This window comes from Granulosicoccus antarcticus IMCC3135 (assembly GCF_002215215.1).
GTDB classification, from domain to species: domain Bacteria; phylum Pseudomonadota; class Gammaproteobacteria; order Granulosicoccales; family Granulosicoccaceae; genus Granulosicoccus; species Granulosicoccus antarcticus.
In genome coordinates this window covers 3,538,726-3,564,054 of sequence record NZ_CP018632.1, presented here as the reverse complement: position 1 = coordinate 3,564,054, position 25,329 = coordinate 3,538,726, and the positions used below count along the sequence as shown (strand labels likewise).

At 53.8% G+C, this 25,329-nt stretch carries 19 protein-coding genes; 9 read left to right on the top strand and 10 right to left on the bottom strand.

Annotated features, from left to right (window positions below; genetic code table 11):
• Nucleotides 1-39: 39 nt before the first annotated feature.
• The 3 genes from IMCC3135_RS15215 to IMCC3135_RS15205 are packed head-to-tail and all read right to left on the bottom strand — an operon-like array spanning nt 40 to nt 5,076.
• A complete protein-coding gene (locus IMCC3135_RS15215; protein WP_088918403.1) occupies nt 40-1,686 on the bottom strand; it encodes a hydantoinase B/oxoprolinase family protein in 1,647 nt (548 codons plus the stop codon).
• Nucleotides 1,683-3,782, bottom strand: a complete 2,100-nt coding sequence (locus tag IMCC3135_RS15210) for a hydantoinase/oxoprolinase family protein (RefSeq protein WP_088918402.1) — start codon at nt 3,780-3,782, stop codon at nt 1,683-1,685. The genes IMCC3135_RS15215 and IMCC3135_RS15210 overlap by 4 nt, the downstream gene beginning before the upstream one ends.
• 19 nt (nt 3,783-3,801) lie before the next feature.
• A complete protein-coding gene (locus IMCC3135_RS15205; protein ID WP_088921869.1) occupies nt 3,802-5,076 on the bottom strand; it encodes an NAD(P)/FAD-dependent oxidoreductase in 1,275 nt (424 codons plus the stop codon).
• 112 nt (nt 5,077-5,188) lie between these two features.
• On the opposite strand from IMCC3135_RS15205, the gene IMCC3135_RS15200 reads away from it, so the two are divergent.
• On the top strand, nt 5,189-5,596 hold the full coding sequence (locus IMCC3135_RS15200) for a rhodanese-like domain-containing protein (protein WP_088918401.1): 408 nt from the start codon (nt 5,189-5,191) through the stop codon (nt 5,594-5,596).
• A 34-nt stretch (nt 5,597-5,630) separates the two neighbouring features.
• Here IMCC3135_RS15200 and IMCC3135_RS15195 read toward each other — a convergent pair whose 3' ends face one another.
• Together IMCC3135_RS15195 and IMCC3135_RS15190 are read right to left on the bottom strand one after the other, a co-directional pair.
• Nucleotides 5,631-6,398, bottom strand: coding sequence for an IclR family transcriptional regulator (locus IMCC3135_RS15195; RefSeq protein ID WP_088918400.1), 768 nt, complete (start codon nt 6,396-6,398; stop codon nt 5,631-5,633).
• A gap of 64 nt (nt 6,399-6,462) precedes the next feature.
• Entirely contained in the window at nt 6,463-8,775 is a 2,313-nt protein-coding gene (locus tag IMCC3135_RS15190) for a molybdopterin-dependent oxidoreductase (protein WP_088918399.1), read from the bottom strand.
• Nucleotides 8,776-8,875: 100 nt separating this feature from the next.
• Between IMCC3135_RS15190 and metC the strand changes: the two genes are divergently transcribed.
• The 8 genes from metC (at nt 8,876) to IMCC3135_RS15150 (ending at nt 19,143) form a co-directional block, all read left to right on the top strand.
• Entirely contained in the window at nt 8,876-10,060 is a 1,185-nt protein-coding gene (gene metC / locus IMCC3135_RS15185) for a cystathionine beta-lyase (protein ID WP_157736005.1), read from the top strand.
• Between the two features lie 22 nt (nt 10,061-10,082).
• Nucleotides 10,083-10,718, top strand: coding sequence for a VOC family protein (locus tag IMCC3135_RS15180; RefSeq protein ID WP_088918397.1), 636 nt, complete (start codon nt 10,083-10,085; stop codon nt 10,716-10,718).
• A gap of 802 nt (nt 10,719-11,520) precedes the next feature.
• Entirely contained in the window at nt 11,521-12,828 is a 1,308-nt protein-coding gene (locus IMCC3135_RS15175; protein ID WP_088918396.1) for a PQQ-dependent sugar dehydrogenase, read from the top strand.
• Between the two features lie 84 nt (nt 12,829-12,912).
• On the top strand, nt 12,913-13,713 hold the full coding sequence (locus tag IMCC3135_RS15170; RefSeq protein ID WP_088918395.1) for a c-type cytochrome: 801 nt from the start codon (nt 12,913-12,915) through the stop codon (nt 13,711-13,713).
• A gap of 596 nt (nt 13,714-14,309) precedes the next feature.
• Nucleotides 14,310-15,713 carry an amino acid permease gene (locus IMCC3135_RS15165; RefSeq protein ID WP_088918394.1) on the top strand — a complete coding sequence of 468 codons (1,404 nt, stop codon included), beginning with the start codon at nt 14,310-14,312 and terminating at the stop codon, nt 15,711-15,713.
• Nucleotides 15,714-15,787: 74 nt separating this feature from the next.
• Complete coding sequence (locus tag IMCC3135_RS15160; protein ID WP_088918393.1) at nt 15,788-17,170, top strand: NAD(P)/FAD-dependent oxidoreductase; 1,383 nt, start codon at nt 15,788-15,790, stop codon at nt 17,168-17,170.
• A gap of 12 nt (nt 17,171-17,182) precedes the next feature.
• Nucleotides 17,183-17,533, top strand: coding sequence for a cupin domain-containing protein (locus IMCC3135_RS15155; protein ID WP_088918392.1), 351 nt, complete (start codon nt 17,183-17,185; stop codon nt 17,531-17,533).
• A 155-nt stretch (nt 17,534-17,688) separates the two neighbouring features.
• Nucleotides 17,689-19,143 carry a PucR family transcriptional regulator gene (locus tag IMCC3135_RS15150; protein WP_088918391.1) on the top strand — a complete coding sequence of 485 codons (1,455 nt, stop codon included), beginning with the start codon at nt 17,689-17,691 and terminating at the stop codon, nt 19,141-19,143.
• A 92-nt stretch (nt 19,144-19,235) separates the two neighbouring features.
• Here IMCC3135_RS15150 and IMCC3135_RS15145 read toward each other — a convergent pair whose 3' ends face one another.
• The 5 genes from IMCC3135_RS15145 to IMCC3135_RS15125 all read right to left on the bottom strand — a co-directional run bounded on the left by IMCC3135_RS15145 (nt 19,236) and on the right by IMCC3135_RS15125 (nt 25,188).
• Nucleotides 19,236-20,264 carry an amino acid ABC transporter permease gene (locus IMCC3135_RS15145; RefSeq protein ID WP_088918390.1) on the bottom strand — a complete coding sequence of 343 codons (1,029 nt, stop codon included), beginning with the start codon at nt 20,262-20,264 and terminating at the stop codon, nt 19,236-19,238.
• A gap of 52 nt (nt 20,265-20,316) precedes the next feature.
• Nucleotides 20,317-21,555, bottom strand: coding sequence for an RNA-guided endonuclease InsQ/TnpB family protein (locus IMCC3135_RS15140; protein ID WP_088918389.1), 1,239 nt, complete (start codon nt 21,553-21,555; stop codon nt 20,317-20,319).
• Between the two features lie 236 nt (nt 21,556-21,791).
• Complete coding sequence (gene ltrA, locus IMCC3135_RS15135; RefSeq protein WP_088918388.1) at nt 21,792-23,162, bottom strand: group II intron reverse transcriptase/maturase; 1,371 nt, start codon at nt 23,160-23,162, stop codon at nt 21,792-21,794.
• Between the two features lie 477 nt (nt 23,163-23,639).
• Nucleotides 23,640-24,770, bottom strand: coding sequence for an ABC transporter permease subunit (locus IMCC3135_RS15130; protein WP_088918387.1), 1,131 nt, complete (start codon nt 24,768-24,770; stop codon nt 23,640-23,642).
• Entirely contained in the window at nt 24,736-25,188 is a 453-nt protein-coding gene (locus IMCC3135_RS15125) for a transporter substrate-binding domain-containing protein (protein ID WP_205738058.1), read from the bottom strand. Before IMCC3135_RS15125 ends, IMCC3135_RS15130 begins: the two co-directional genes overlap by 35 nt.
• Nucleotides 25,189-25,329: the final 141 nt, after the last annotated feature.

The following is a 25,329-nucleotide window of genomic DNA, read 5'->3' as shown; positions in this document are numbered from 1 at the left end:
TGACTGTAATGTCGTTGCCTGAGTGTGAGTGCAATGGCTTCAGCCACTGAATCCGTAATCATCGCGGGCCTTGTCAATGGAGATCAAGCCGGCGTCCATATCAGCCTTGATCAGTTCCGGATCACGATTTTTCGGATCGCCATACCCGCCGCCGCCCGGCAAACTCAGCTTGAGTCGCTGACCATTCTTGATTAGCTGCTTGCCTTTGCTTTTCAGCACCGCGCCATCTGCCAGCTCGACCACACCGGTGGCGCCGCTGTGCCCGCCGTCGCGACCACGTGCCGGATTCTTTACACGATCAAACATGGCATTGAAGGAAAAATCGAAGCCTTCTCGAGGTTCGATTTCAATGGTCTGACCGAAGCCACCTCGAAAGCGTCCCGAGCCTGCAGAATCTGCGCGCAAGTCTTTACGCCAGACAACGATAGGGCCGACGTGTTCAGTTGCCTCGACACTCATGGTGGATACACCCGATGGAAAGGCGGTAGCTGACAAGCCATCCAGTTGCGGCCTGGCACCGGTGCCGCCGGAATTGAACATCAGAACTTCTGAATTACCCACAGTGGACTCAGGCGTATTGGGTCGTACGGAAATCTGAATATTCCACAAAGCACTTGCGCCTTCGGCAGGCACCGTATCGGGCATGGCCTGATGCAGTGCACCCAGCACCACATCGGGTACCAGATGCCCCAGGACGTGTCTGACAGAGACCGGCGCTGGTCGAGCCGCCGCTAGGATGCACCCCTCAGGGGCTGTAATCACAAACGGTTCCAGCGAACCGGTATTGTTCGGCACCTCAGGTGCAATCGCACACTTGAGTCCATAACAGGCATAGGCGCGCGTGTAGACCTCGGGCACGTTGACACCAAACGCACTCATGCCAGAGGTGCCTGCAAAGTCGGCTATCAGCGATTCGCCATCAATGTTCAGGCTGACAACCATCATGACCGGCTCGTCGTAACCATCCACCTGCATGGAGTTACGAAAGATCCCGTCGGGCACTGCAGCAATAGCCTTCAACGTAGCCTGACGACTACTTTCAATGATGAAATCAGCCAGACCTTGCAGCTCGCCCAGAGAAAACTCATCCAGCATGGCTTGCAAGCGACGATCCCCGGCCTCGTTACACGCAGCCAGAGAATACAAATCCCCCACCACCTGGTCAGGCACACGCACATTGGCTCGCACCAGTCTTATCAGATCATCTGAGATGACTCCCTGATTGGCAAATCTCATGATCGGAATCTGCAGACCTTCTTCGAAAATATCATTGCCATCGGGCCCGAAACCGCGCCCGCCAATGTCGACCACATGCGCGGTACATGCAAAGAAGCCGATATGCTGCGAGGCTCGAAAAACCGGTGACACCATGGTGATGTCATGTAAATGCCCGGTCCCGAACCAGGGGTCATTGGTCACGAATACATCACCTTCGCGAATATTGCCCTCGCCAATCTCGCGTACAAAATGAGTGACACTCTCGGCCATCGCATTGACATGGCCCGGCGTGCCGGTCACCGCCTGGGCCATCATGCGACCGCGACGATCGAACAGTCCTGCGGAAAGATCACCCGCCTCACGCACCGAGGTGGAGAATGCAGTTCGGATAAGCGTCGTTGCCTGTTCCTCGACAACGGCAATCAGACGGTTCCACATGATCTGGAAATCGATACTCTGACGATTCATGCGCTGGCTCCCTTTCGCTGTATCAACAGACTTCCGTCGGCCTGGCCGATGGCGTTATAAGCAGAGGTGACAATGGTGCTGGTTTCGCGCTCGACGATCACCGCCGGCCCTTCCACCTTGATACCCGCACGCATTTGCTCACGTGTGACTTCTTGCGCCCAGACGCGACAACGCTGGGCGGCATCGAAGAACTCACGCGTACCGCTGGAGTTCACATTGCTGCCCGTCGTATTGCGCTCCACCGGCGTCACAGCCGGTAGTTCGGTGCTGATGCTCAACGACCAGTTGGTAATTTCAATACCCAGACCGTCGATGGTTCTGCCAAACAAAGTGCGATACGCCTGCTCGAAGGCTTTCTCGATATGCTCAACATTCAACGATGCCTCATCGCTTTCATCCAGTGGCACCGGTATTTCCCAGCCCTGCCCTGAATAGCGCATGAAGGCGGTCAGGCTTCGCACTGTTTTCTCACCCGCAGCACCCTGATTCACAAACGACAGGGCCTCCTCTTCCAGATTCTCAAGCGTTGCTCGAACAACCTTGGCATCAAAATGGGCCAGTCGCTGGAACAAACCCCGGCTCGCCTCGTAGCTGAAGGGTGCCTTGAGAAAACCGATGGCAGAGCCAACGCCTGCTCCGGGTGGAATCAACAGCGTGTCGATATTCAGCTTTTCGCATAAACGACAAGCATGCAAAGGCGCACCGCCACCAAAGGCGATCATGGTGAAATTCTCGATGTCACGTCCGTTTTCAACAGTGTGAACACGGGCAGCGTTGGCCATGTTCTCATCGACCATCTCGGTGATACCAAAGGTGGCATCCTCGACACTGAAGCCCGATGCCGCACAAAGCTTGTCCTGCACAACCGCTTCTGATGCCGATGCCGACAAGACCAGGGCACCGCCTGCAAAGTTGTCACCATCAAGTCGACCAAGCAGCAGATTGGCGTCGGTGACAGTCGGCTCAAGACCACCACGCTGATAACAAGCAGGTCCAGGCTCGGAAGCTGCCGAGCGAGGCCCCACCTGGATACGCCCCATGCTATCGATAGCGGCAATAGAGCCACCACCGGCACCAATCTCTACCATCTCCACCACCGGTGTGCTCAGCGTCATGCCAGAGCCCTTCTTGAACCGGTAGGTACGAGCCACTTCAAAGGAATTGGCGGTTTTGGGATAACCGTTTTCGATCAGACAGATTTTCGCGGTCGTGCCCCCCATATCGAAGGACAAGACGCTATCCAGAGAATAAGCCCTGGCAAAGTCAGCTGCGTAGATGGCACCACCGGCAGGTCCGGACTCAAGCAAGCGTACCGGCTGCTCGGTGGCCGTCTGTACCGTGATCAAACCACCGCCGGAATGCAGCATGAACACCGGTGCATCCACACCGCGCTCCTGTAAACGCAGCACCAGTCGACCCAGATAGTCAGCCACCTGTGGCTGGACATAGGCATTGGCAATGACCGTATTGAAGCGCGGCAGCTCTCGCATTTGTGGTGAGACTACCGACGACAAAGACACCAGTAACTCAGGCTTCAAGGCTTTGATGGCATCGGCCATCTGCCGCTCATGAGCATCATTCGCATAGGAGTGCATGAAACCGATGGCAACCGCTTCATAGCCAGCATCAACCACCTGTCTGGCCACTTTTTCAATCTGCTCGGCACTGGGTGCCAGCAAAACGCTGCCATCGGCGGCCAGACGTTCGTTGATGGTGAAACGATGCTGGCGTGCGACCAGAGGAATGGGCAGCTTCAGGTTCAGATCGTATTGTTCGAAACGATTTTCAGCACGCATCTCGATCACATCGCGAAAACCTTCCGTAGTGATAAAGGCCAGATTCGCACCACGACGCTCAATCAGGGAATTGGTGACCAGCGTGGTGCCGTGAATAAGCTGCCCGATATTCTCCAGAGCGACACCTGCCTGTTCAGCCGCTTGCACGACACCCTCAACGATTGCCAGTTCCGGATGGCTGTAATTGGTCAGCACCTTGGTGGTTGATAATTCCAGCTTGCCCTGGCTATCAACGAATTGAAGGGCAACATCGGTGAAGGTTCCACCCACATCGGCACCAACTCGTATCGACTTGTTCATAAGCGATTCTCCTTGCACACTAAACAATGCTCCTGGCCACCTGATTGGCCGTGAAAGCCGTCTGATAGAGACGGGAGTAGAACGGCGCACTGGGTACCGTGGACAGCGAGGTAATGGGCAGAGGCAGATCAGCCTTGTCCATCCCCGTCAACAGATCCGCCATGGCTTTGCCAAACAGGGTGCCCGTGGTGATCCCTCGACCGTTGTAGCCAATCGCCGTATAGGCGTTGGTGCCCAGCTCATGAATGCGCGGCAAGTGATCCGGCGTCATGGCAATCTGTCCGTGCCAGGCCGTTTCGAATTCAACCGGTCCCAGCTGAGGAAAGATCTTGCGAATCTGGTGACTGGCCCAGCGCTGTGACAAGCCGCTATCAACGGTTCCCATCACCTTGCCCATGCTGCCAATCAACAGCCGATCGAAGGCATCTCTACGAATGTTGAACATGATGGGAGCTGTGTCCCAGAGACCTTGCTTACCAGGCAAAATGGAAGCAGCCTTGCCATCCAGAGGACGGGTTGCCAGCTGGAAGTAATTGATCATGGTGAAGATGCGCTTCAGATCTGGCCACAGCTCGTCGGTATAGGCATTGGTGCCCAATATGACGGCTTTGGCATGCACAACGCCCTGGTCGGTCTCAACCACCCAGCCTGTACCCTCTTTTTGCAAGCGGGTCACCCGTATGCCCGTGGATATCGTGGCCCCCGCCTGATCAGCGGCACGCGCCAGCCCCCGGCAATAGCCCATCGGGTTGATCGTACCGGCCCGGTGATCCAGCAAACCACCATAGAAGCGCTCTGTACCGATCATCTCTGACACCGCGGCACGATCGAGCAACTCAACAGGCTCGCCCAATCGCTGCCATTCATCCATCCGGCCTTGCAGATCACGCAGGCCACCGGGTGAGTGTGCCGCATGGATGGTGCCGGTGCGAGTTACCTCACAACGCATCTGGTGCTTTTCGATTAAGGAGAAGACGTACTCTGGCCCCTTGCCAAACTGCTTGATAAATCGTGGCCCGTAGGTTTCACCCAGTTTTTCGCGAACCTGCGCAGGTGGCAGCCACAAGGCTGCGTTCACCAATCCACAGTTTCGTCCAGAACCGCCATAACCAATCTGCTCGGCCTCAAACAGCTGGACGGAGAGTCCTTTCTCGGCGCAATGCAAGGCTGTCGACAGGCCTGTGAATCCACCACCCACAATGGCGACATCGACCTTCGAATCGGGCTTGAATGGCTGCGAAACTTCAGGCTCTTCAGCCGAATGATCCCACAGAGAAACAGGTTTTGATGTCATGGTCAGTCGCCGTTGGCAGTCCTGTAGTATCGATGTGGGCATGTTGCACTCTAACTTGCATCGTGTCAACATATAGAATCACTGTTCCATATATCAATACAGGATATTTATCATGACTTCATTGACAACCTCATCGGCGCAGATGGTTGCAGCTGCCAGAGAACGCATAGAAGAGATTGAAACCGTTGATCTGATTGCCATGGTCGGAGACCCCGACGTGGTTATCGTGGATATTCGCGACGTGCGTGAACGTCAACGCAGTGGCTTCATTCCGGGTAGTTTCCACGCACCACGTGGCATGATCGAATTCTGGGTCGATCCGGACAGCCCCTACTTCAAGGAGATCTTTGCAGCAGACAAGAAGTTTGTCTTCCACTGCGCATCAGGCTGGCGTTCAGCACTGACCGTGGCCACCTTGCAGGATATGGGCTTCAAGGCTGCACACCTGAAGGAAGGCTTTTCTACCTGGGCGAAGCAGAACGGCCCGGTAGAGCATGCAGCCGCAGACACGGCCAAATAGCGGCTAGAACCAGGCTATTGGAAGTGGGTTGAATTCAGAAACGCTGCAGCTTGGCTGACACCTTGGCTGCAGCCTCAACAACCAGAGCGCCCAACTTCTCCTTAGTGATATCACCCAGGTTCACTTCGGGTAAGGAGATGCTCACTGAGGCTATCGTCTCCTGATCGGGCAGACTGATGGCCGCACCCACACTGATGATGCCTTCCCTGAACTCGCCACTATCGTAGGAGTAACCACGCTCCAGAGTCAGCGCCATATCGGCGTCCAGATCAGTGATGCGCGTCAGCGTCTTATCAGTGTGTCGAGTCAGACTACCTTTGACAGCGTCTCGCAACGTCGTGTAGTTGGATGCCAGAATGGCCTTGCCGGCACCCACACAATGTACGGGTGCACTGCCGCCTATCGGATTCCAGGAACGAATCGGCTTGATGCTGTCAATCTTGCTGATATACACCACAGACAGATTTTCACGCACGGCCAGATAGATCGTCTCCCCGGTCTCTCTGGACAGATAGCGCATCTCCTCACTGGCCACATCCCGAAGATTGAGATTTTCGATGGTATGACGACCCACCTGCCAGGTCTTCAAGGTCGCCGTATAGCTCTTGTCTTCGCGATTCTTGACATAACCCAGATGCTTCAGCGTCTGCAGCAGCCGGAAGACATTGGATTTTGTGTAGCCCAGCTCCCTGGAAAGCTCGGTTACACCTTTGCCATCAGTCGCTGCTGCCAGCGTCTCCAGTATTGCCAGCCCCTTGGATAAGGTGGAATCGACCTTCGTCTCATTTTTCTCGTCAGCCATGCCGATTCAGAACGCTATTGCAAAGAGCGTTGAATATACAGAAATCAGGCCCCGACCACACAGCTCAGGGAAGGCTTGCAAACTCGGGCGCCTCGTGAACGGTGACCGTCGGCAATGGATCGTCGAATCGCTGCATCTGCACTTGGGTGGAATGCGCTGCCGGGCCCTGTGCCAGTGAGGATGTCCGCTCATCGTGAGTCAGGACATTCGGATTGCCATGTCGATCACGGTGAGACGCTGTGCTGTAGTCAGGATCATGCCAGGCACCGGTCCACAAGAAGATACAGCCCTGACGAATGTCGTCGGTAATTCTGACTCCCGCCAGGCATCGCCCACGCTCGTTATACAGTTCAACCACATCACCGTCCTGCAAGTTGCGCGGTGCGGCATCCTGCGGATGCACCAGCACCGGTTCTCGGTCTTTTATCTTGTACTGTTTACTGTAATCACCATTGTCCAGCTGGCTGTGCAAACGTGTTTTCGGCTGACCGGACAACATGAACAAGGGGTAGCGCTCATGCCCCGGACGCTGCTGATCCCGAACTTCGAACCAAGTGGCATGACCCGGACAATCATCAAGACCAAAGCCTGCAATAGCTTCCGAATACAGTTCGATCTTGCCACTGGGGGTCGGCAGCGGATGGGCATCCGGATCGGCGCGGTAGTCCGCCAGAAACACCTGATCGGGTGATGGATCCGGTATTTGCAGCATATCGCCAGCTATAAAGGTATCCCAATCAGGTAGCTCGACCTGCGCCTGCTCAGCGGCTTGTTGCGTTTGCTCCCAGAGCACTCGAAGCCACTGATCCCCATCGCGACCTTCAGAAAATTCAGCCAGACTCCCCAGGCGTTCGGACAAATCACAATAGATATCGTATTCGGTGCGGGCCTGACCCGCCGGTTGCACATGGGCGGGCATGGGTACCAAGCCATCATCGGACTTGCCTGCTCCAAAATCACAACGCTCCTGGGGGGCTGCCACCGGCAAGACGATATCGGCATGCCGCGCCGTCGAGGCCCAGTTGAACTCGTTGACAATGATGGTATCCGGACGCTGAAACGCCTGATGCAGTCGATTCAAATCCTGGTGATGGTGAAAAGGATTGCCGCCCGCCCACCAGACCATCTTGATGTCCGGAAATGTCCGTTGCTGACCGTTATAGGGATACTGGGTGCCTGGCTTGAGCAGCATCTCACTGATCATGGCCACCGGGATGAAGTTCTCGACCGGGTTCTTGCCTTGCGGCAACGTTGCCCAGCGAAACAGGCGCTCGGTATTACCGATATTGGCGTTGACGCCATAACCGATGGTGTAGCCGCCGCCGGGCAGGCCGATCTGCCCCAGCATGGATGCCAGTGTCACCGTCATCCACAACACCTGCTCGCCATAATCGGTACGCTGCACACCGGCAGCCGTACTGAGCATGGTGCGTTTACTGGCCATTTCACGGGCCAGCTCACGGATAGTGTCTGCCTCCAGACCACTGATTTGCGCCGCCCACTCAGCGGTTTTAGCCACACCATCTTCCTGGCCCGACAGGTAACGCAGGAATTTATCAAAGCCGACGGTGTGAGATTTGATGAAGGCGCGATCGTACAAGTCTTCTGTGTACAGCGTATGGGCAAGCCCCAGCATGACAGCGGTATCGGTGCCGGGTCGTGGCGGAAGCCACTGCGCCTCCAATGTCTCCATGCAATCACCGCGCAAGGGACTGATATTGACAAAGCGAACCCCAGCCTTGGCGCAAGCGTTCAGATTGTCAGCCGTCTTGTGCCGGGAGACGCCACCATCACTCACTTGCGTATTGCGCTCAGCCACACCACCGAACAAGACAACCAGCTTGGTGTGCCTGGCTACCACGGACCAACGTGTTGCCTGTACTACATGCTGGCGATAGTGGCCGACAATATGGGGCATCAGCACCAGAGCTGCATTGTAACTGTAGTTACCTTCCGAGCGAACAAAGCCGCCTTGAGTATTCAGGAAACGCTTGAGCTGGCTTTGGGCGTGGTGAAACCGCCCGGCACTGGACCAACCGTAGGAGCCGGCGAATATCGCTTCATTGCCATGATCAACTCGTACCCGCTTCAATTCATTCGCGACCAGATCCAGTGCCTGATCCCAATCAACTTCAATAAAACGATCCTTGCCGCGCTCCACGCCGCGATGACCCGGCCCGTTCTCCAACCATCCCTGGCGCACAGCTGGGCGCAATACGCGTGCACGGCCATGCAGACTGCCCGCTATATTGCCGTTGATGGCAGAGCCCTTGGGATCTTGCGGATGAGAATCCACAGAGATTATGCGCCCCTTCTCGACATTGACAACACCCACACCCCAATGACTGGCGGTCAACCTTCCTGCTATTTTTTTCATGACTGTCACCGTATCGCTATATGGAACGTGCATTTCATATATTGACACATAGTATAATCAATGTCACTCTGAAGTTGTCTCCAGACGATCACTATTAATCGTGTCAAAACACACTACATCCATTGATAACACACTGGTGCAGGCCGGTCGGCCTCAGCCCTTGCAAACCCGGCAAGTCAACTTGCCTATCGAACTGGGTTCAACCGTCGTGTTTGACTCGATCGAGGCCTTTGAACAGGCTCGTGATCATCGCTACCAGACAGGCGTTCAGTATTATGGCCGCTATGGAAACACGGCAAGCTTCGAGCTTGAGCTAATGCTTGCCACCCTTGAACATGCTGCCGGTGTCACGCTGACCTCATCGGGTGTCGCGGCCATCAGTCTCACCTTATTGGCACTACTCAAACCCGGCGATCACGTACTGGTTGCCGATCATGTCTATGGCAATACGCGCGCCTTCTGCGACACGGTCCTGAGCAGAATGAACGTGACCGTCGAATACTTCGATCCGATGATCGGTACCGCGATCGAGAGCCTGTTTCGCCCTGAGACAATACTCATCATGTTCGAGGCACCAGGATCCGGCACTTTCGAATTCCCGGATATCACTGGCATCACAGAAGTCGCCCGCCATGCAGGTGTGTGGAGCGTGCTGGATGGCACCTGGGCGACACCGGTGTTTTGCCAACCGCTGGATCTGGGTGTTGATGTGCTGGTCTATTCGGCTTCAAAATACATCAGTGGCCACTCTGACTGCATGATGGGTGTTATCGCTTCAGGCGATGCCAACATGCACGAGCGGCTGCGACGCTACGTCATGGCCATCGGTGACAAGACCGGGGCTCAGGAGGTCTATCTGGCGTTGCGGGGTCTGCGTACCTTGAAAATGCGTATACAGGCAGCGCAAGCCTCCGGACTTGAAATGGCACAGTGGTTGGCAGAACAGCCGCAAGTGAAACGATTGCTGCACCCGGCCCTGCCAGATTGCCCTGGCCATGAATTCTGGAAGCGGGACTGTACGGGTTCTGCCGGACTGTTTGGCGTCATTTTCCATCCCTGCGATAATGAACAACTGCGCGAATTTGTTAACGCACTCGAGCATTTTGGTATTGGTGTCAGCTGGGGTGGATATGAAAGTCTGGTCCTGCCGGTGACACCCGTACGAACGGCAAAAAGCTGGGATGAGCCCGGCAAACTGGTCCGTTTCAATATCGGCTTTGAAGATACAGACAGCTTGAAAGCTGATCTGCTCGAAGCTCTACCCCTTTTGAACAGTAGCAACTGAACAAGCCAACAGGAGCAAACACATGTTGAACAAGATTGATCATTTCGCCGTGGGTACCGATCTACTGGAAAACGGCATGCCAGCCATGGCCGAGGCATTGGGTGTCACACTCAGCCCGGGCGGCAAGCACGACCTTATGAGTACCCACAACTGCGTCATGCAGTCAGGCAAAGAAAGCTTCTTCGAACTGATTGCCATTGACCCTGCTGCTCCAACCCCTGCGCGGCCACGCTGGTTTTCGCTGGATGATCCCAGCACCACACAGCGCCTGGCTGAACGTCCTCGAGCATTATGTTGGGTGGTCAACACCGATAATCTGGACGAGGTTGTAGCCTCGTCACCGGTGGATCTAGGCGAAATCATCACCTTCACACGCGGCGAACGCTCCTGGCGACTGACAGTACCTGCCGATGGTCATTTACCCGAGCACGGACTGCTACCCGCCTTCATTGAATGGTCACCAGGCCCTCATCCAAGCACAGCACAAGCTGATCTGGGCGTTCAGCTGCAAGGCATCCGGCTTAGCCACCCAGATTTTCAGAAGATCAACAAGATGCTCGAGACGCTACAGATATCGCACCTGGCGCAAGCCGTGGAAGGTGATATTGGTTTGGCGTTTGAATTGCAGAGTCCGAAGGGGGTTGTGGTTATTGATTAGTGTTAAGGATCAACTATGGGCCAAAAGTCGATAGCTCATACATAATTCAAAGCTAAGAATCAATAGCAAGATAGAGTCGTCGGGTATTGACGTTAAACCCTATGCGCACCGGGAAGTTCAGTCATTGTATTTCAACGACCCTGATGGAAATCAAATTGAGCTTTATGTGCGTATCGCAGAGTAAATCCAAAGATCTGTGATGTCATGCGTAACTATCATGGGAATGATTAAGATCACGCGAACCTAACAGCCAAAATAGTTTTATGTGCTTCAATGTGTGCTTTACATCTAACCACCCTTGTATTACAGCAAAGCCCGATCAATCGTGAACGGGCGAATTCTGAACCGATCGGTCTGCCGAAGCGTCGGCAAAGTGCCAAAGCATGGCGCTTCATTCCTGTCGCACGAGCCCCGTTCAGATGATGTTCTACTTTTGACCCATGACCATAAAGAGGCAAAAGACAGCATCGTCCTTGTTCAATGACTGCGAGCCTGCATGGCTACAACGGTTCGTCCTATCGTCCGGACAAATTTGACCCACATTGAATCAGAGCGCTAACACCTACACGAAATATATCCCTAGCCCTGCCTGTCGACATTATGTTAGTTTTCAGACACTCTGAAATGGCACAAGTGAAATGACGTGAAGGAATGTAAATTCCTGATTGCGAAAAACAACAACCCATTTGTCCGTCCAGTGAAAATAGCTTGACCGTGTTCTGCGAAGCCCCCTCACCCACATCAGCCTGCTCTGATGCAGTGATGGAGTCTGTCAACTTGAAGTTCAAGGAGAAATAGAAGAATGTCAGGAAAGAGAATTGCATCCGCTCTTTTGATGAGCTGCGGGTTGGCACTGGCCTCGGCGGCGCACAGCGCGGAGCCGGTCAAAATCAAACTGGAACCCTATGTATCCGGCCTCAACTCTCCCGTTGCCATGGTTCAACCAGACGGTGATGATCGTAAATTTGTTCTCGAGCAATGGGGTCGGGTTCGACTCATAAGCGCTGATGGCGAACTGCAGGCAACACCGTTTCTGGATATACGCAACCTCATCGTTCAGCAGTTCCTGGACTTCGATGAGCGCGGCTTGCTGGGCCTGGCCTTTCACCCCGACTTTCAGGAAAACGGTCGTTTTTATGTTGCCTACAGCGGCGATATAAATTTCGGCTCAGACCTGGGCAAGCAGTTCTGGTGGGATCACACCAACACGGTTGCCGAGTACACGGTCTCCGAAGCGGATCCGAATATTGCAAATCCCTCTTCCATGCGCATCATCAGCTCCATCGACTGGCCGCAGTTCAACCATAACGGCCACTGGATCGGTTTTGGCCCGGACAAGATGTTGTACATATCCACTGGTGACGGCGGTTACGCCAATGACTGGGGTATCGGACACAACGTTACCGAAGGCAACGGCCAGGATCTGACCTCACTCAATGGCAAGATTCTGCGCATCGATGTGGACAAGTCGGAAAACGGCAACAACTACGGTATTCCTGGCGACAACCCTTTCCTTGACAACGAAGAGGCGCGTCCGGAAATCTGGGCCTACGGCCTGAGAAACCCCTGGCGTTGTTCGTTTGACACGGGTGACGGCAAGTTGATGTGCGCCGATGTGCAGCAAAACAGTTTCGAAGAAGTCAACATCATTGAAAAAGGTGGAAACTATGGCTGGCGCATTCGCGAGGCGGCCCATTGCTTCGACTATGCCCGCCCAGACGATCATCCGGCGGCCTGTGAGACCGAAGGACTGATTGATCCGGTCATGGAATACAACAACTGCACAGCACAACCCGATGGCTGCCTGGGCATATCCGTTACTGGCGGCTATGTATACCGTGGCTCGAACGAAGCCTGGCAGGGCAAGTACATCTTCGGTGACTGGAGCAAGTCCTTCGCCGAGATGAAAGGACAGATTTTTGTCGGATCACCCGGTGATAACGACCAGTGGGAAATGAGTGAAACCGAAGTGGTCAACATGGAAGGCGAACGCCCCTATGTACTGGCATTCGGGCAGGACTCGGCGGGCGATGTCTATGCATTGACATCCATTACCACCGGCCCGGTCGGTTCACTGGATACCATCTACAAAGTCGTACCTGCCGAATAGGTAGATTGCAAAACCTGCCGGCATTCTGCCGGCATCCGGAAGAGGCCACCTGCTCAGGCAGGTGGCTTTTCTGCATCACGCCACATGACGCACCTATTGGCGACAGCCACCTCCACTGCTCCTTTGAATATTGCTGCCATGAAAATCCTGCTACTCGCTCCCGCACTCCTCTGCCTGAGTTTCGAGCTATTTGCGGCCAGTGCCGGTAACCCGATCAAGGGTGAGGAAATCTTTCAGCAATGCGCCGCTTGCCATCAAGTAGGCGCGGATGCACCCAATACGGTTGGCCCAAATCTCAACCATCTATTCGGACGAACCGCCGGCAGCGTCGAAGACGCCAACTACTCGGATGCAATGCGGGCCAAGGGAGCCGATGAGTCTCTGATCTGGAATGAGAAGACCCTGTTCCAGTTCATCGCAGGACCGCAACGCTACGTACCGGACACGATCATGGGCTTTGAAGGGCTCAGAACAGAAAAGAAAATAAAGAACGTTCTGGCCTATCTCATTCAGTTTTCGCCGGCCTATGAAGCAGATTCGCTGGCAGCTGTTGACCCCGAAGTTGCTGCTGGCACAGCCTTGCCAGTCATCAGTTCGACACTGGAAGAGGAACCTGTGCCCGAATTCACCGACGAATTTCTTGCATCAAGCACCGCCATAGAAAATGGTGGTGAGCTTTGGGCCACTCAGTGCCGTCACTGTCATGGCAATTCAGCCTACCCCGGCAAGGCGCCCAAGCTGCGACCTTCCGCCTACACCCCTGATTTTGTCTTTGATCGTGTCACCAACGGATTTCGCAAAATGCCAGCCTGGAAGTCAGTCTTCACGCTGGAGCAGCGCAAGGAGCTGGTAGCCAATATACTGAGCTCCGAATTCGCTCCCTGATATCCCCTCAGTCGAAGATTATGACCTTGCTACCACGTAACTGCGTCACGCGGTGACGGTAGCGACTATTGGACGAAAGGCCGCCCCCGCTGAAACACCACATGCGGGGTGCCGCCCAACGGAATGCCGCCCAGCGGAATGCCGCCCAGCGGAATGCCGCCCAGAACTCTCATATCTGTCCATTCCCTGACCTGTCAGATCCAGGCACGCCTTCGAGTTTGCAACGCCAGCACTCTGCGCCCTGCCTGTGGCCTTATGGCTATCTGATAATGGCTACCCGACACCTGATCGAGTAGTCCTCAAGCTAGCCCCCGGCTTGCATGTCCAGCAGATAGGCAAGCAATCATCGCGGCCAAACTGCAACCCCTGATCAGAAGGCATCAGAACACGCTGCCTGGGTTGGCAGCTGTTGATGGCTAGCGGGTATGAAGCTGAATTAACTTCACCACCCTGCTTCATTGAATGATCATTGCTCTTCATACATTTGTATGATCGGCGCATCTTGAGCTTGGAATTTGATGATGTTCAAGCCCGCATGGGTGCGTGTAGCCTTCCGTCGACAGCAAAGCTGCATACAAACGAAAAGGAGACAGGCAATGCCTATTCAGACGGAATATGACCCACGATTGAAGCGTGGACTCAAGACACGACATATAACCATGCTGGCTCTAGGTGGAGTGATAGGTGCTGGTTTATTCGTAGGTTCCAGTGCCGTTATTGCCACCACTGGACCCGGTGCTTTCATTACCTATGCCATCACAGGTCTCATCGTGGCATTGGTGATGCGCATGCTCGGCGAGATGGCTTCTGCGCACCCTAGCAAAGGCTCATTCGTAGACTACGCTTCCATGGCATTTGGGCGCCCTGCTGGATATATGACTGGCTGGTTGTACTGGTATTTCTGGGTGATTGTGGTTGGCTTTGAAGCCGTAGTTGGTGGGCAAATCATCAACGTCTGGCTGCCTGATTTTCCGGTGTGGCTCATCGCTCTTGGGTTAATGGGGACGATGACGCTACTGAACCTGATGTCTGTTCATTCCTTTGGAGAAGCCGAATATTGGTTTGCGGGCATCAAGATTACCGCCATCATTCTCTTCCTTGCTGTGACGGGGGCTTTTGTCTTGAAGCTATGGCCAGGATCAACTGCGAGCCTCAGTAATCTTACTCAGCATGGCGGCTTCCTCCCTTTCGGTGTGACCTCATTATTCACTGGAGTGGTCGTAGTCATCTTCTCCATGACTGGCGTAGAAGTAGCCACCATTGCTGCAGCAGAATCTGAGGACCCATCCAACAACATACGCAAGGCGGTCAATACCGTCATGCTTCGCATCCTGGTGTTCTTTGTTCTGGCTACCTTCCTGATTGTAGTCGCGCAGCCATGGACAGAAATAATTCCGGGTATATCGCCGTTTGTGACCACAATGGATAAAATCGGAATTCCAGGCGCCGGTACAATCCTGACGATAGTGATTCTAGTTGCCGTATTGTCCGTATTGAATGCGGGACTTTACACATCCTCACGTCTGCTTTTCGTGTTGAGCTCAAACGATGAAGCCCCCGAATGGATTGCCAAGGCAAACAGCAAAGGGGTTCCTGCCCGCGCTGTTATCGCCTCTACCCTCGTAGGCTACGGATGTGTAGTCATTGCCGCATTCTGGCCAGATACCGTTTTCCAGTTTCTCATCAACTCATCAGGTACAGTCTTCCTGTTTGTTTACCTGATGATCTGCCTGTCGCAATTGAAGCTTCGAAAGAAATGGATCAGTGAGGGCACCTTGAAATTTGCAATGTGGGGTCACCCTTGGCTTCCACTCTTGGTTGTCGCCTCGATTATTGCCGTACTGACAAGTATGGCTTTTGACCCCACGATGCAGATCAGTCTTCTGCAATGCCTGTTAGTGATTGCCCTGATAGGTGCCTCATATGTACTCCGCAGATTCGTACGTGCAAGCCAACGCGTCACGAACATTGAAGCGCAACCGGCAAGCAACGTATCGTGAACCTGTCACTCGGCAGCACCGAATCGCATGGAAAATAATTTCACATTCAGGGCAATCAGACGGAATACACCGATATGTCAGCAGAAGTCGATTTAAGCAAGTTACCCAACAAGCCTCTCTGGTTCGAGCCAGACCAGACGCGCAGGCGTTTGGAGGATACGGTGAGGGCCGACGTTGTCATCATCGGTGCCGGATACACGGGCCTATGGACTGCGTACTACTTGTTGAAAAGCTGTCCATCGCTTCGAGTGGTGTTGCTAGAGAAAGAAGAAGTAGGTTTCGGTGCCTCCGGCAGGAACGGCGGCTGGGCTTCAGCAATATTCCCGGTTTCCTTATCCAGAGTTGCTCAAATGTATTCACATGCCGACGCTCTCAAACTACAGGCTGCCATGAATGACACTGTCGATGAAATCGGGCGCGTACTCGCTTTGGAAAGTGTCGAGGCTGATTACGCAAAGCAGGGATTTCTTTCACTTGCGCGCAGTGCACCGCAACTGGCTCGTGCCAGGGCTACCGTTGAAGCTTCAACGCGCTTCGGACTGCCAGATCAATGGCAGGTACTTGATAGCGCTGAAGCGTCTTCCAAGATCGGCGCTCAAGATATAACGGGTGCTCTCTACACGGAACACTGTGCCTTGATCCATCCCGGAAAGCTTGTACGAGGCCTGGCGCGGCTCGTTGAGCAGATGGGGGCCACGATCCATGAACACTCCAATGTCAGGGACATGGCGAAAGGGCTTGTCAATACTGATCATGGCTCGGTCAGGACGGATGTCATTGTTCGTGCGACCGAGGCATTTACCTCACAGCAGACCGGACATTCACGCTTCGTTGTTCCACTTTATTCAATGGTGCTCGCAACTGAACCGTTATCGAGTGACGTACTGCGTAAATTGAATCTTGAACACCGTATTGCCTTCAATGATATGCGTCATCTTCGCGTATACGGACAAGTCACTGCTGAGGGGCGACTGGTATTTGGTGGCAGAGGGGCCCCCTATCATTGGGGTTCAAAGGTATCCGATGAAGTCGATCTGGCAGGCAAGATCCATGGAAAAATCCATGACACGCTGATCGAATTCTTTCCTGACCTGGCCGATGCTCGAATTACGCATCGTTGGGGCGGCGCTTTAGGCGTGTCCCGCGACTGGTGCCCGACAGTCAGTATGGATCCAAAGAATCGCATAGCCTGGGCTGGAAACTATGTAGGGGACGGTGTTGCTACAAGCAATCTGGCGGGTCGTATCCTTCGCAATTTGATCCTCGAACAGCACGATGAGGTCAATGAATTACCCATTGTCAATCACCGCTCTCCAGATTGGGAGCGAGAGCCACTGCGCTGGATTGGTATAAATGGAGGGCTCGCTGCCGCTTCGCTCAGCGATGCCGAAGAGAGATTTACCAAACGCCCATCACGCACCGCAATGCTACTTGAAAAATTAACGGGTGCACATTAAAAGGAGTATGAAATGAATACATTTACTATTGTCAAATCAACCGATATACAGTCGTGTGAACTGGCTTCTGTCGGTCAGCGTGCTGGTGCCGACAAGGGCGATCCACAAATCGCAATTCAGCAACTGGCACCTGAAGCTGTTGGTAATCTCGGTATCTGGGAGTGCCAACCTGGTGGGTGGCCTGTGGTAAATCGTCCCGACACTGAGTTCACCTATATAATCTCTGGTCGCGCCGTGTTGACGGATGATGCGACGGGTGAAGTGGTAGAGGTAACTTCTGGCGACCTGATTATCTTGCCTCCTGGCTGGAGCGGTCGTTGGGATGTTATTGAAGCGGTTAGAAAGATCTATGCGATTTACTAAGCACAGAGATTTCGCATGGTTGCATTATCGTGTGCGACCACGGATGAGAATATTACTGATACAGTGACTTGGCATACTGCCTGATATGGCGTGTTCAATCGATATTCCGCGTTGATTGAGCGTCTCCGCTTGCGTTGTAATAAGAGGGGGAGCTCATGCTCACCGTGCAGGACCTGATCGATATAGATTTATTGAAGTTACAGGCTATAGCCGGTCAAGCCGGCACGAGCAGGCTGATAACGTGGGCCCATGCCGTTGACTTGCCAGATCCCTGGAAATGGATTTCTCCGGGGCATCTAGTCATGACAACCGGCGTGGGCATGCCACTTACCGCAGAGGATCAAGTCGCCTGGTTAGAGAAACTGGTGAAAAGCAATGCCAGTGCATTGGTTGTCGCTCCCAGTCAAAACGCTCCAGCACTGTCGAGCAAGATGCTCGAAGCAGCCGATCGCTGCCTGTTTCCGATTCTTCGCGCCAACTTCGAGCTTGAGTTTGTCAAGCTATCCCAACATGTCATTGAAAGTGTCCTGAAGGCCCAACGCGAACGATTCAACGCAAGCGAGCGTCTGTTCCAAACATACGCTGAAGCACTGCGCAAAGAGCCGAATATGAATGGGCGTCTTTCGATATTGGCAAACAAGCTGAATCTCAATCTGGCACTTGAGGATGCGGTCAGCGGAGCCAATATCGTTGAAACACAGGCAACCCCGGCTGCGGCAAAGGATCCTGGTCTGGTTGAACGGATTCCGATTGCCGGGCGATCCCGAGTCAACCTCATCATTACCCGACACGAAAAGCGGATGCAGGATGACTCGATCCTTGTGCGTTCGCTTGTCGGCCTGCTCGGTGTGGAGATTGAGCGCCTCATGATTCACCGAGACCTGCAGCGCGATGAAGGTGCCGCTCTGCTACATAGTCTACTGGAAGGCGAAACGGAGTTTACTCTCGCGCGTCCTATCCTGGAGCGACGAGGCCTTACCAGCGCACTCGTCAGTCTTGCAATAGCACCTGGGAACGATGGGCCCTGGCTTCCGGATGAGATACACCATGCCCCCGCCCTGCATGCTTCAAACCCCATTTTTCTGAGTGAAAAAGGCCTGTTACTGGCAATTGGCCGTGACGATAACAGCATGTTCGACTTCCTGTGTGACAACCTCGGCGATGGATGCGTGATTGGAATAAGTGGACCGATTGCCGTAGCAACGGGATTTCGTGAGAGCGTCAGGCAAGCAAAGCTAGCTCTGACGCAAGCTCGAGAAGTCGATATGAAGATTCTGCGCTATGGGGAAGCCGAAACTGGCCTCATCATGGCGCCCAAGTCTCTGGAGGAAGCCAGAGCGCTGGTAGGACGCTACCTGGGCCCGCTGATTGAACACGACCGCACGCAAGGAACCTCTCTTTTAACAACGCTTATGAGGTTCCTTGAAAATGATGGCAACTGGAAAGCCTCAGCCTTTGAGCTCGGCGTTCACCGCCAGACACTCGTCTACAGACTAAAGCTCGTGGAGCAACTGACAGGGATCAAACCCACAACAACCATTGGAGTAGCGCGTTTCTGGATTGCAATCCAGGCTGGAAAGAATTCAGATCTTTTTCATGGCAAGAACTGAGAGGCTCCAGGCCTTCAAGGTGCTATGCATTAGGACAATTTACCGTTTTCTGCATCCACCCGAACCAGCACTAAGGGATAGTGAAACAATCCCTAACGCTGCGCCACCGACATCCGCTTACCCAGATACTCCCCGTATTGCCCCAGAGAAAAGATGAACAGCCAGTACAGGGCTGCCACAAACGCATACACTTCCATATAGTACGGCGACCACTCTCCCGTACCAAAGGCGGCATTGGCAGAGGCTAGTACATCGAAAAAACCGATGATGATGACAATGGCCGTCTCCTTGAAAGTAATGACCACCATATTGATGGTCGATGGCAATGCCTGTCGAAAGACCTGGGGTAATACGATGTTGAACAGTATCTTCCAGTAGCCCAGACCCAGCGCCTTGCCCGCTTCAAACTGCCCCTTTGGAATGGCCTGAAACCCACCTCGAAAAACCTCGGCCTGATAGCAGGCAAAAAACAGGGCGAATGCGAAAATCACACGCCAGATCTTGTCACCCTGCAACCAGTCAGGCAGCAGCAAAGGGAAAACGACGGCCGCTGTGAACAAGGTTGTCAGCAAGGGCAAGGATCTGATGAAATCAATCAGCAACGAGGCCAGCAACCGCACTACCGGCATCTCGGAACGACGCATCAATGCTAGTCCAAGCCCCATGGGCATACCGATCAGTACCACGCTTGCAAACAGGAATAGTGTCAGCGCCAGACCACCCCATTGATCGGTGGTAACCGTCGGCAAACCGAGCAAGGTGCCGGTCATCAACAGATAATAGAGGGCGAAGCCTGCCACCCACAGTGTGCTCAGTCGCGCTGTTTTCCACGACCATGGAAAGCAGGACACAACAACGGTTGCCACAATGGCAAGGCAGGCCAGTGTCGAACGCCAATGTTCTTCGTAGGGGTATAACCCGAAAAGAATGAGCCGGTGCCGTGCATCGATGACCGACCAGCAGGCCCCGACCGCCTCACCACAGGCCGCCACGTTCTCCTTGCTCCACACGGCTCGAAACACAGCCCAATCCAGCGCCAGCCACAGCGCATAGGCAAGTCCACCGAAAATGATGATCGACAAAACAGCATCGGTCGGCGTGGCAAACGCCCGCTTTTTCAACGTTTTGACGTCCTCCCCTCCCTAAAACGAACGAAGGGGATTCCTACGGCGTTCAAGCACATGCCTGAATCGCTTCGGTGGGTTCCTGCTTCACTGGGGCTGCCTTAACTGCATGTTCGTGCAATTCAGGTCTAACGTCCCCTCCACAGGCCATCACGGCGTGTCCCGCCGCTACGATATTCTTTGCCGCATTGATATCGGCGTTCTCTGCAAACCCACAAGACACACAGCAAAAGCTCTCTTGAATCTTGCGGTTCTCTTGCGCGATATGGCCACAGTCCGAGCATTGCTGACTCGTGTACTGAGCTGGCACCACAATCAGATCACCACCCGCCCACTTGAGCTTGTAGCCCAACTGTCGACGGAATTCACTCCAACCTTGATCGAGAATTGCTCGATTGAGACCCGATTTCGCCTTGACGTTTTTTCCAGGATTTTGTTGGGTGCCGGAAGCCGAACGAGACATATTGCTGACCTTCAGGTCTTCGATACACACCACCGCGTGATTTTTGCAAATGAGGTGTGATTTCTGATGTAGGTAGTCTGCTCGGACATTGGCGATTCGAATATACAGACGAGCAATTTTCGCTTTCTGTTTTTTCCAATTGCGGGAATACTTGCACCGACGAGCCAGGGCTCGCTGTGCGTGTGCCAGTTGTCGTCGAAGTTGTGCAAAACTGTTCTTCGGCAAATGAATGACACCGTCGCTTTGTGCTGCAAAAACGGTGATGCCCAAGTCGAGACCAATCGCTGTTGTGGATGGGTGTAGAGGAGTCTCAACCTGTTGTGCAGTCTGAATTGAAAAGTACCACTTACCGCCTCGCTCACTGACGGTGATATTGCGTAGCGTGCCGATGACATGACGGCTGTTTCGGTAGCGCATCCAGCCTAACTTGGGTAGAAAAATACGATTATTGGTCTGATCAAGCTTGAACTGTTTGGGCTCGGGGAAGCGAAAGCTATTCCCACGGCCTTTCTTTTTGTACGAGGGGAAAGCAGCGCGTTTGGAAAAGAAGTTCTGATAGGCCCGATCAAGATCTTTCAGCGATTGCTGCAACGTTTGAGCGGGTGCTAGTTGAAGCCACAGTGTGCCTCGATCTTTACGCCAGGTTGTCAGGCTCTTGCACATCTGGACATAGCTGATGTACTTCAGTTCGGCCTTATGGTTCTCTTGCTGAAGTGCCAATGCCTTGTTGTAGACAAACCGAGAACTGCCTGCAAACTGCCACAGCTGGCGGGTTTGTTCACCATTGGGGCGTAGCTCGAATTTGAAGGCTTGTAGACGTTCCATGGAATGAAGAATACACTGGACCGATAGAGATCATGCCACAGATACTCAAAATATACTGTATTTATATACAGCCATGCAGGAATGTATAATTACTATCGAATCAGGGAAGAGAAACCTTCGAGCTAGGCGAGCAAGAGGCTTCGCCTCTAGCGATCGGGATAGGGGCCGACCGAAGACGGGCCCCTCCCACACCACCCGGCATGCGGGTCCGCACCGGGCGGTTCGAGAAGTTGAGGTCATGAGAGACGAGGTACATCTAAGCCATCGTAGTATTTGACTGATAGAATAAAGTGCAATCCCGAAAGGCTGTTGTGCCAACAACGTTTGCTAGAACAAGCGATGAGCTTAGCCAACTCCTGCGAGGCATCGAGACGACGTAAAGCGTCAAACGTCGTACGGCCACGTCGCCAGTGCTTGAGCTGGATGGCCCGCAATCGGCGTCGTATCCAGCCGTCCAAATCACGGAAGATTTTCGGAGTACGTGCCAGATGAAAGTAGGCCTTCCAACCGGGAATGAAACTTCGAAGTTCTACCGCGACCTGAACAAGGCTGCGACCACCGACGCGACGTGTGATTTGCCGGATGCGCTGCTTGAACTTGACGATTGCCGAAGGTGATACCGCAATTTTAACCGTGTTCCCACTCCACCGCCGTAAGCAGTAGCCCAGAAACTTACGACCAAACACGGGCCCGACTGCAGTCTTTGCCTCGTTCACCCGAAGGTGCAGTTTTGCATACAGCTTCCGAAGAGAGCGCAGTACCCGTTCCCCCGCCCGTTGACTACGAACATACACATTGCAGTCATCGGCGTATCGGGCAAACTTGTGTCCGCGCCTCTCCAGAGCCTGATCCACTTCGTCCAACAGCACATTAGCCAGTAACGGTGAAAGAGGGGAGCCTTGTACGGTTCCCTCCAAGCGTTCCACCAATACGCCGTTGATCATGACGCCAGCTCGAAGAAATCGTCGAATCAACCGAAGAACGGCCTTATCGTCGATTCGCTTACTCAGCCGGTCCATGAGAACGTCGTGATTAACCCTGTCGAAAAATTTCTCAAGATCCACATCAACCACCACCTGATAGCCTTGTTGCACACACTGCTGTGCATGGAGCACAGCATCATGGGCACTTCGACCCGGGCGAAAGCCGTAGCTGAACTTTGAGAACGTCGGGTCAAGCAGGGGTTGCAGTACTTGCAACAGTGCCTGCTGGATCAGGCGATCAATGACGGTGGGTATCCCCAATTCCCTGGAGCCTCCACCCGGTTTCGGAATTTCCACGCGTCGCACGGCCGATGGCCGATAACTACCGCGCAGCAATTCATCCCGGATCACTGGCCACTGGGTGTGAAGATATTCAATCGTTTGAGTGATTGAAAGACCGTCTACGCCCGCACTACCTTTATTGGCTTTGACGCGTTTCCACGCCTCCACCATGTTCTCTCGCGAGAGCGCCTGCTCAAGCAGATTCTCCCGCCCCAAGCCTTCGGTTCGTTGAGGCACCGACACCGCTTCACCGCGCGCAGAAAGCTTTCGGGCTTCACCCGTTCGTCTCTCACTGCGCCTCGATCTCCCGAGTTTCTGGTGCTTTGCTTTGTCGAGCGTCATCGTCTTCTAGCTCTCCTTCTCGTTTAGCCCTTCATCGCATGATGACGACTACTATGGCCTCTGCTGACTTCTCACTCCGACCAGACGATCGTCGCCCTTTCAGGCGCAAGGTGAGATCTCCCCGGGTAAGACTGCAATCCTTCCCCACACAACCGCCGAATCTACATTATCTCCCTTTGACCACAAGAGCTTCGCGATGATAGGCCCGCTCGCCCTGGTTGATAACGCCTCAATATTCGGTTCTTGTTCATCGGCTCGTGGTTTCGCTAGACACTTCCTCCCCACGCTTGGTCGCCCTTGCGCAGTTGTGCTTCACTTCGGTCGCTATGGTCAGCTTCCGGGAGGACTTTCACCTCCAAGATTGCACCCATGCCGGGCGCACCTATCCATCCCCGCCCTGAAGGACGAGGCTTTCCGCGCGTTGGGGTAAAATGGGTGTTCATGCAGCATCCCGAATAGGAGTGGAAAGAACCGGATTCAGTGGGCTTTCAATGCAATGTGCTGGTTTAACCAGTTAATGAACTGGGCCAGGCTGAAGTTGACCAGCAGAAATCCGCCCATGAGAATGCCAATCAGCTCAAGCGTCTGACCTGATTGGGTAATGGAGGTGGATACCAGCATGAACAGATCACTGAAGCCGATCGCCACACCGATGGTGGTGGCTTTCATGATGAAGATCCACTGATTACCCAACGGCGGAATGATGCTTCGCAGAGCCAGCGGCATCTTGATATCTGACCAGATGACCCGGCGATTCAGACCCAGCGCCTTGCCCGCTTCAACCAGATTCACGGGCACCCCCTCCAGGCCACCACGAACGACCTCTGCGATATAGGCCGACCCATACAGCACAATGGCGACGATCATGGCAACCAGCTCCACTGAAATAGTCAGACCGCCCTGGAACCGCAGACCCTTGAGAGCCGGCACAGAGACACTACTTTCGCCCGCTGGCGTCATGATGACACTGGCCAGTGCAAACAGGGCCACGCAGCTGAACGTCCAGATCATCAAGCCTCTCAGCAGCGCCGTTTTTCTGCGAATCAGCATAAATCCCAATAACAGAGAAACCAGTATCAGCCCCAGTGCCAGCCAGATCGGGATATTGAGCATTGGCAGCAACAGGCCTCGATTGGACAGAAATACTGCATCCATGAACGAATAAGCCTGACGCGGACCTGGCAGGTGAATCAGAACCGAATACCAGAAGACGAGCTGGAGTATGAGTGGAATGTTGCGAAAGATCTGCACATAGACAGATGACAAAGCCTGCAACCCCAACTTGCTGGAGCCTCGCAAACTGCCAATGGCAAAACCCAGAATGGTTGACAGGAATATGGAAATGAAGCCGACGAACAAGGTATTCATGAACCCGATAAACAGCGTACGCGCATAGCTGTCATCGATAGAACGAGGCACCAGTGAAAAGGAATATCCCAAGCCTGTGGCCCGATCCAGAAATGCAAAACCGCTGGTGATGCCCAGGGCATCAAGGTTGGTACGAGCGTTATTCAATGCCGACCAGCCCAGCACGATGGTTCCGGCAAGCAATAGAAACTGAATCAGGAGTTTTTTATGCCGAACACTCAGAGCAATTGACGTGACCATGGCAGGATTTTGCCTCCTGCGCCATTAACTGGGTACCGCCAAAAAAGTAGGGCAAACTGAATTGCAGACCCAATTCGGTATCCCGGCCCATGGTCCAGCCAGTGGCTTTGATGATGATGTCCACATCACCCGATTGCAGCGCCGGAAAACGCTGTGCCCAGCTCAACGGCACAATCTGCACCTTGTCAGCATCGCCGAGTATGGCGGTCGTCAAGGCACGACAGAGATCAATGTCCAGACCCTTCCACTCGTTTTTATCGTCAACTTCCACAAAACCGAAGTAACTTCCGTTGTGTTCGGAACACAGCAAGCTGCCACGATCCTGGATTTTCTTGACCGTTGGGCTCACCTCGGCTGCGGATGCAAACAGGGGCAACGCTAGAACAACTGCGACCAGGCCGCTCAGCTTAAACAACATGATATCTCCTGTGTTTGTTCTGATATATGGCACACTAGTGCTGTTATATAGAATGACAGAATTACGAAGACATTGTCAATACTGTTGTGCGAGAAGTTGGAGCAAGCTCTTTTTACAAGGCCGTTCAGATCAGCACCTATT

Excerpts from the sequence above, each read along its gene's own strand:
- IMCC3135_RS15180 (WP_088918397.1), top strand. The coding sequence starts at position 10,083 with ATGTTGAACAAGATTGATCATTTCGCCGTGGGTACCGATCTACTGGAA.
- ltrA (WP_088918388.1), bottom strand. The coding sequence starts at position 23,162 with ATGACGCTCGACAAAGCAAAGCACCAGAAACTCGGGAGATCGAGGCGC.
- IMCC3135_RS15210 (WP_088918402.1), bottom strand. The coding sequence starts at position 3,782 with ATGAACAAGTCGATACGAGTTGGTGCCGATGTGGGTGGAACCTTCACC.
- IMCC3135_RS15195 (WP_088918400.1), bottom strand. The coding sequence starts at position 6,398 with ATGGCTGACGAGAAAAATGAGACGAAGGTCGATTCCACCTTATCCAAG.
- IMCC3135_RS15190 (WP_088918399.1), bottom strand. The coding sequence starts at position 8,775 with ATGAAAAAAATAGCAGGAAGGTTGACCGCCAGTCATTGGGGTGTGGGT.
- IMCC3135_RS15150 (WP_088918391.1), top strand. The coding sequence starts at position 17,689 with ATGCTCACCGTGCAGGACCTGATCGATATAGATTTATTGAAGTTACAG.
- IMCC3135_RS15130 (WP_088918387.1), bottom strand. The coding sequence starts at position 24,770 with ATGGTCACGTCAATTGCTCTGAGTGTTCGGCATAAAAAACTCCTGATT.
- IMCC3135_RS15140 (WP_088918389.1), bottom strand. The coding sequence starts at position 21,555 with ATGGAACGTCTACAAGCCTTCAAATTCGAGCTACGCCCCAATGGTGAA.
- IMCC3135_RS15160 (WP_088918393.1), top strand. The coding sequence starts at position 15,788 with ATGTCAGCAGAAGTCGATTTAAGCAAGTTACCCAACAAGCCTCTCTGG.
- IMCC3135_RS15125 (WP_205738058.1), bottom strand. The coding sequence starts at position 25,188 with ATGTTGTTTAAGCTGAGCGGCCTGGTCGCAGTTGTTCTAGCGTTGCCC.
- IMCC3135_RS15215 (WP_088918403.1), bottom strand. The coding sequence starts at position 1,686 with ATGAATCGTCAGAGTATCGATTTCCAGATCATGTGGAACCGTCTGATT.
- IMCC3135_RS15205 (WP_088921869.1), bottom strand. The coding sequence starts at position 5,076 with ATGACATCAAAACCTGTTTCTCTGTGGGATCATTCGGCTGAAGAGCCT.
- IMCC3135_RS15175 (WP_088918396.1), top strand. The coding sequence starts at position 11,521 with ATGTCAGGAAAGAGAATTGCATCCGCTCTTTTGATGAGCTGCGGGTTG.
- IMCC3135_RS15155 (WP_088918392.1), top strand. The coding sequence starts at position 17,183 with ATGAATACATTTACTATTGTCAAATCAACCGATATACAGTCGTGTGAA.
- IMCC3135_RS15200 (WP_088918401.1), top strand. The coding sequence starts at position 5,189 with ATGACTTCATTGACAACCTCATCGGCGCAGATGGTTGCAGCTGCCAGA.
- IMCC3135_RS15170 (WP_088918395.1), top strand. The coding sequence starts at position 12,913 with ATGACGCACCTATTGGCGACAGCCACCTCCACTGCTCCTTTGAATATT.
- IMCC3135_RS15165 (WP_088918394.1), top strand. The coding sequence starts at position 14,310 with ATGCCTATTCAGACGGAATATGACCCACGATTGAAGCGTGGACTCAAG.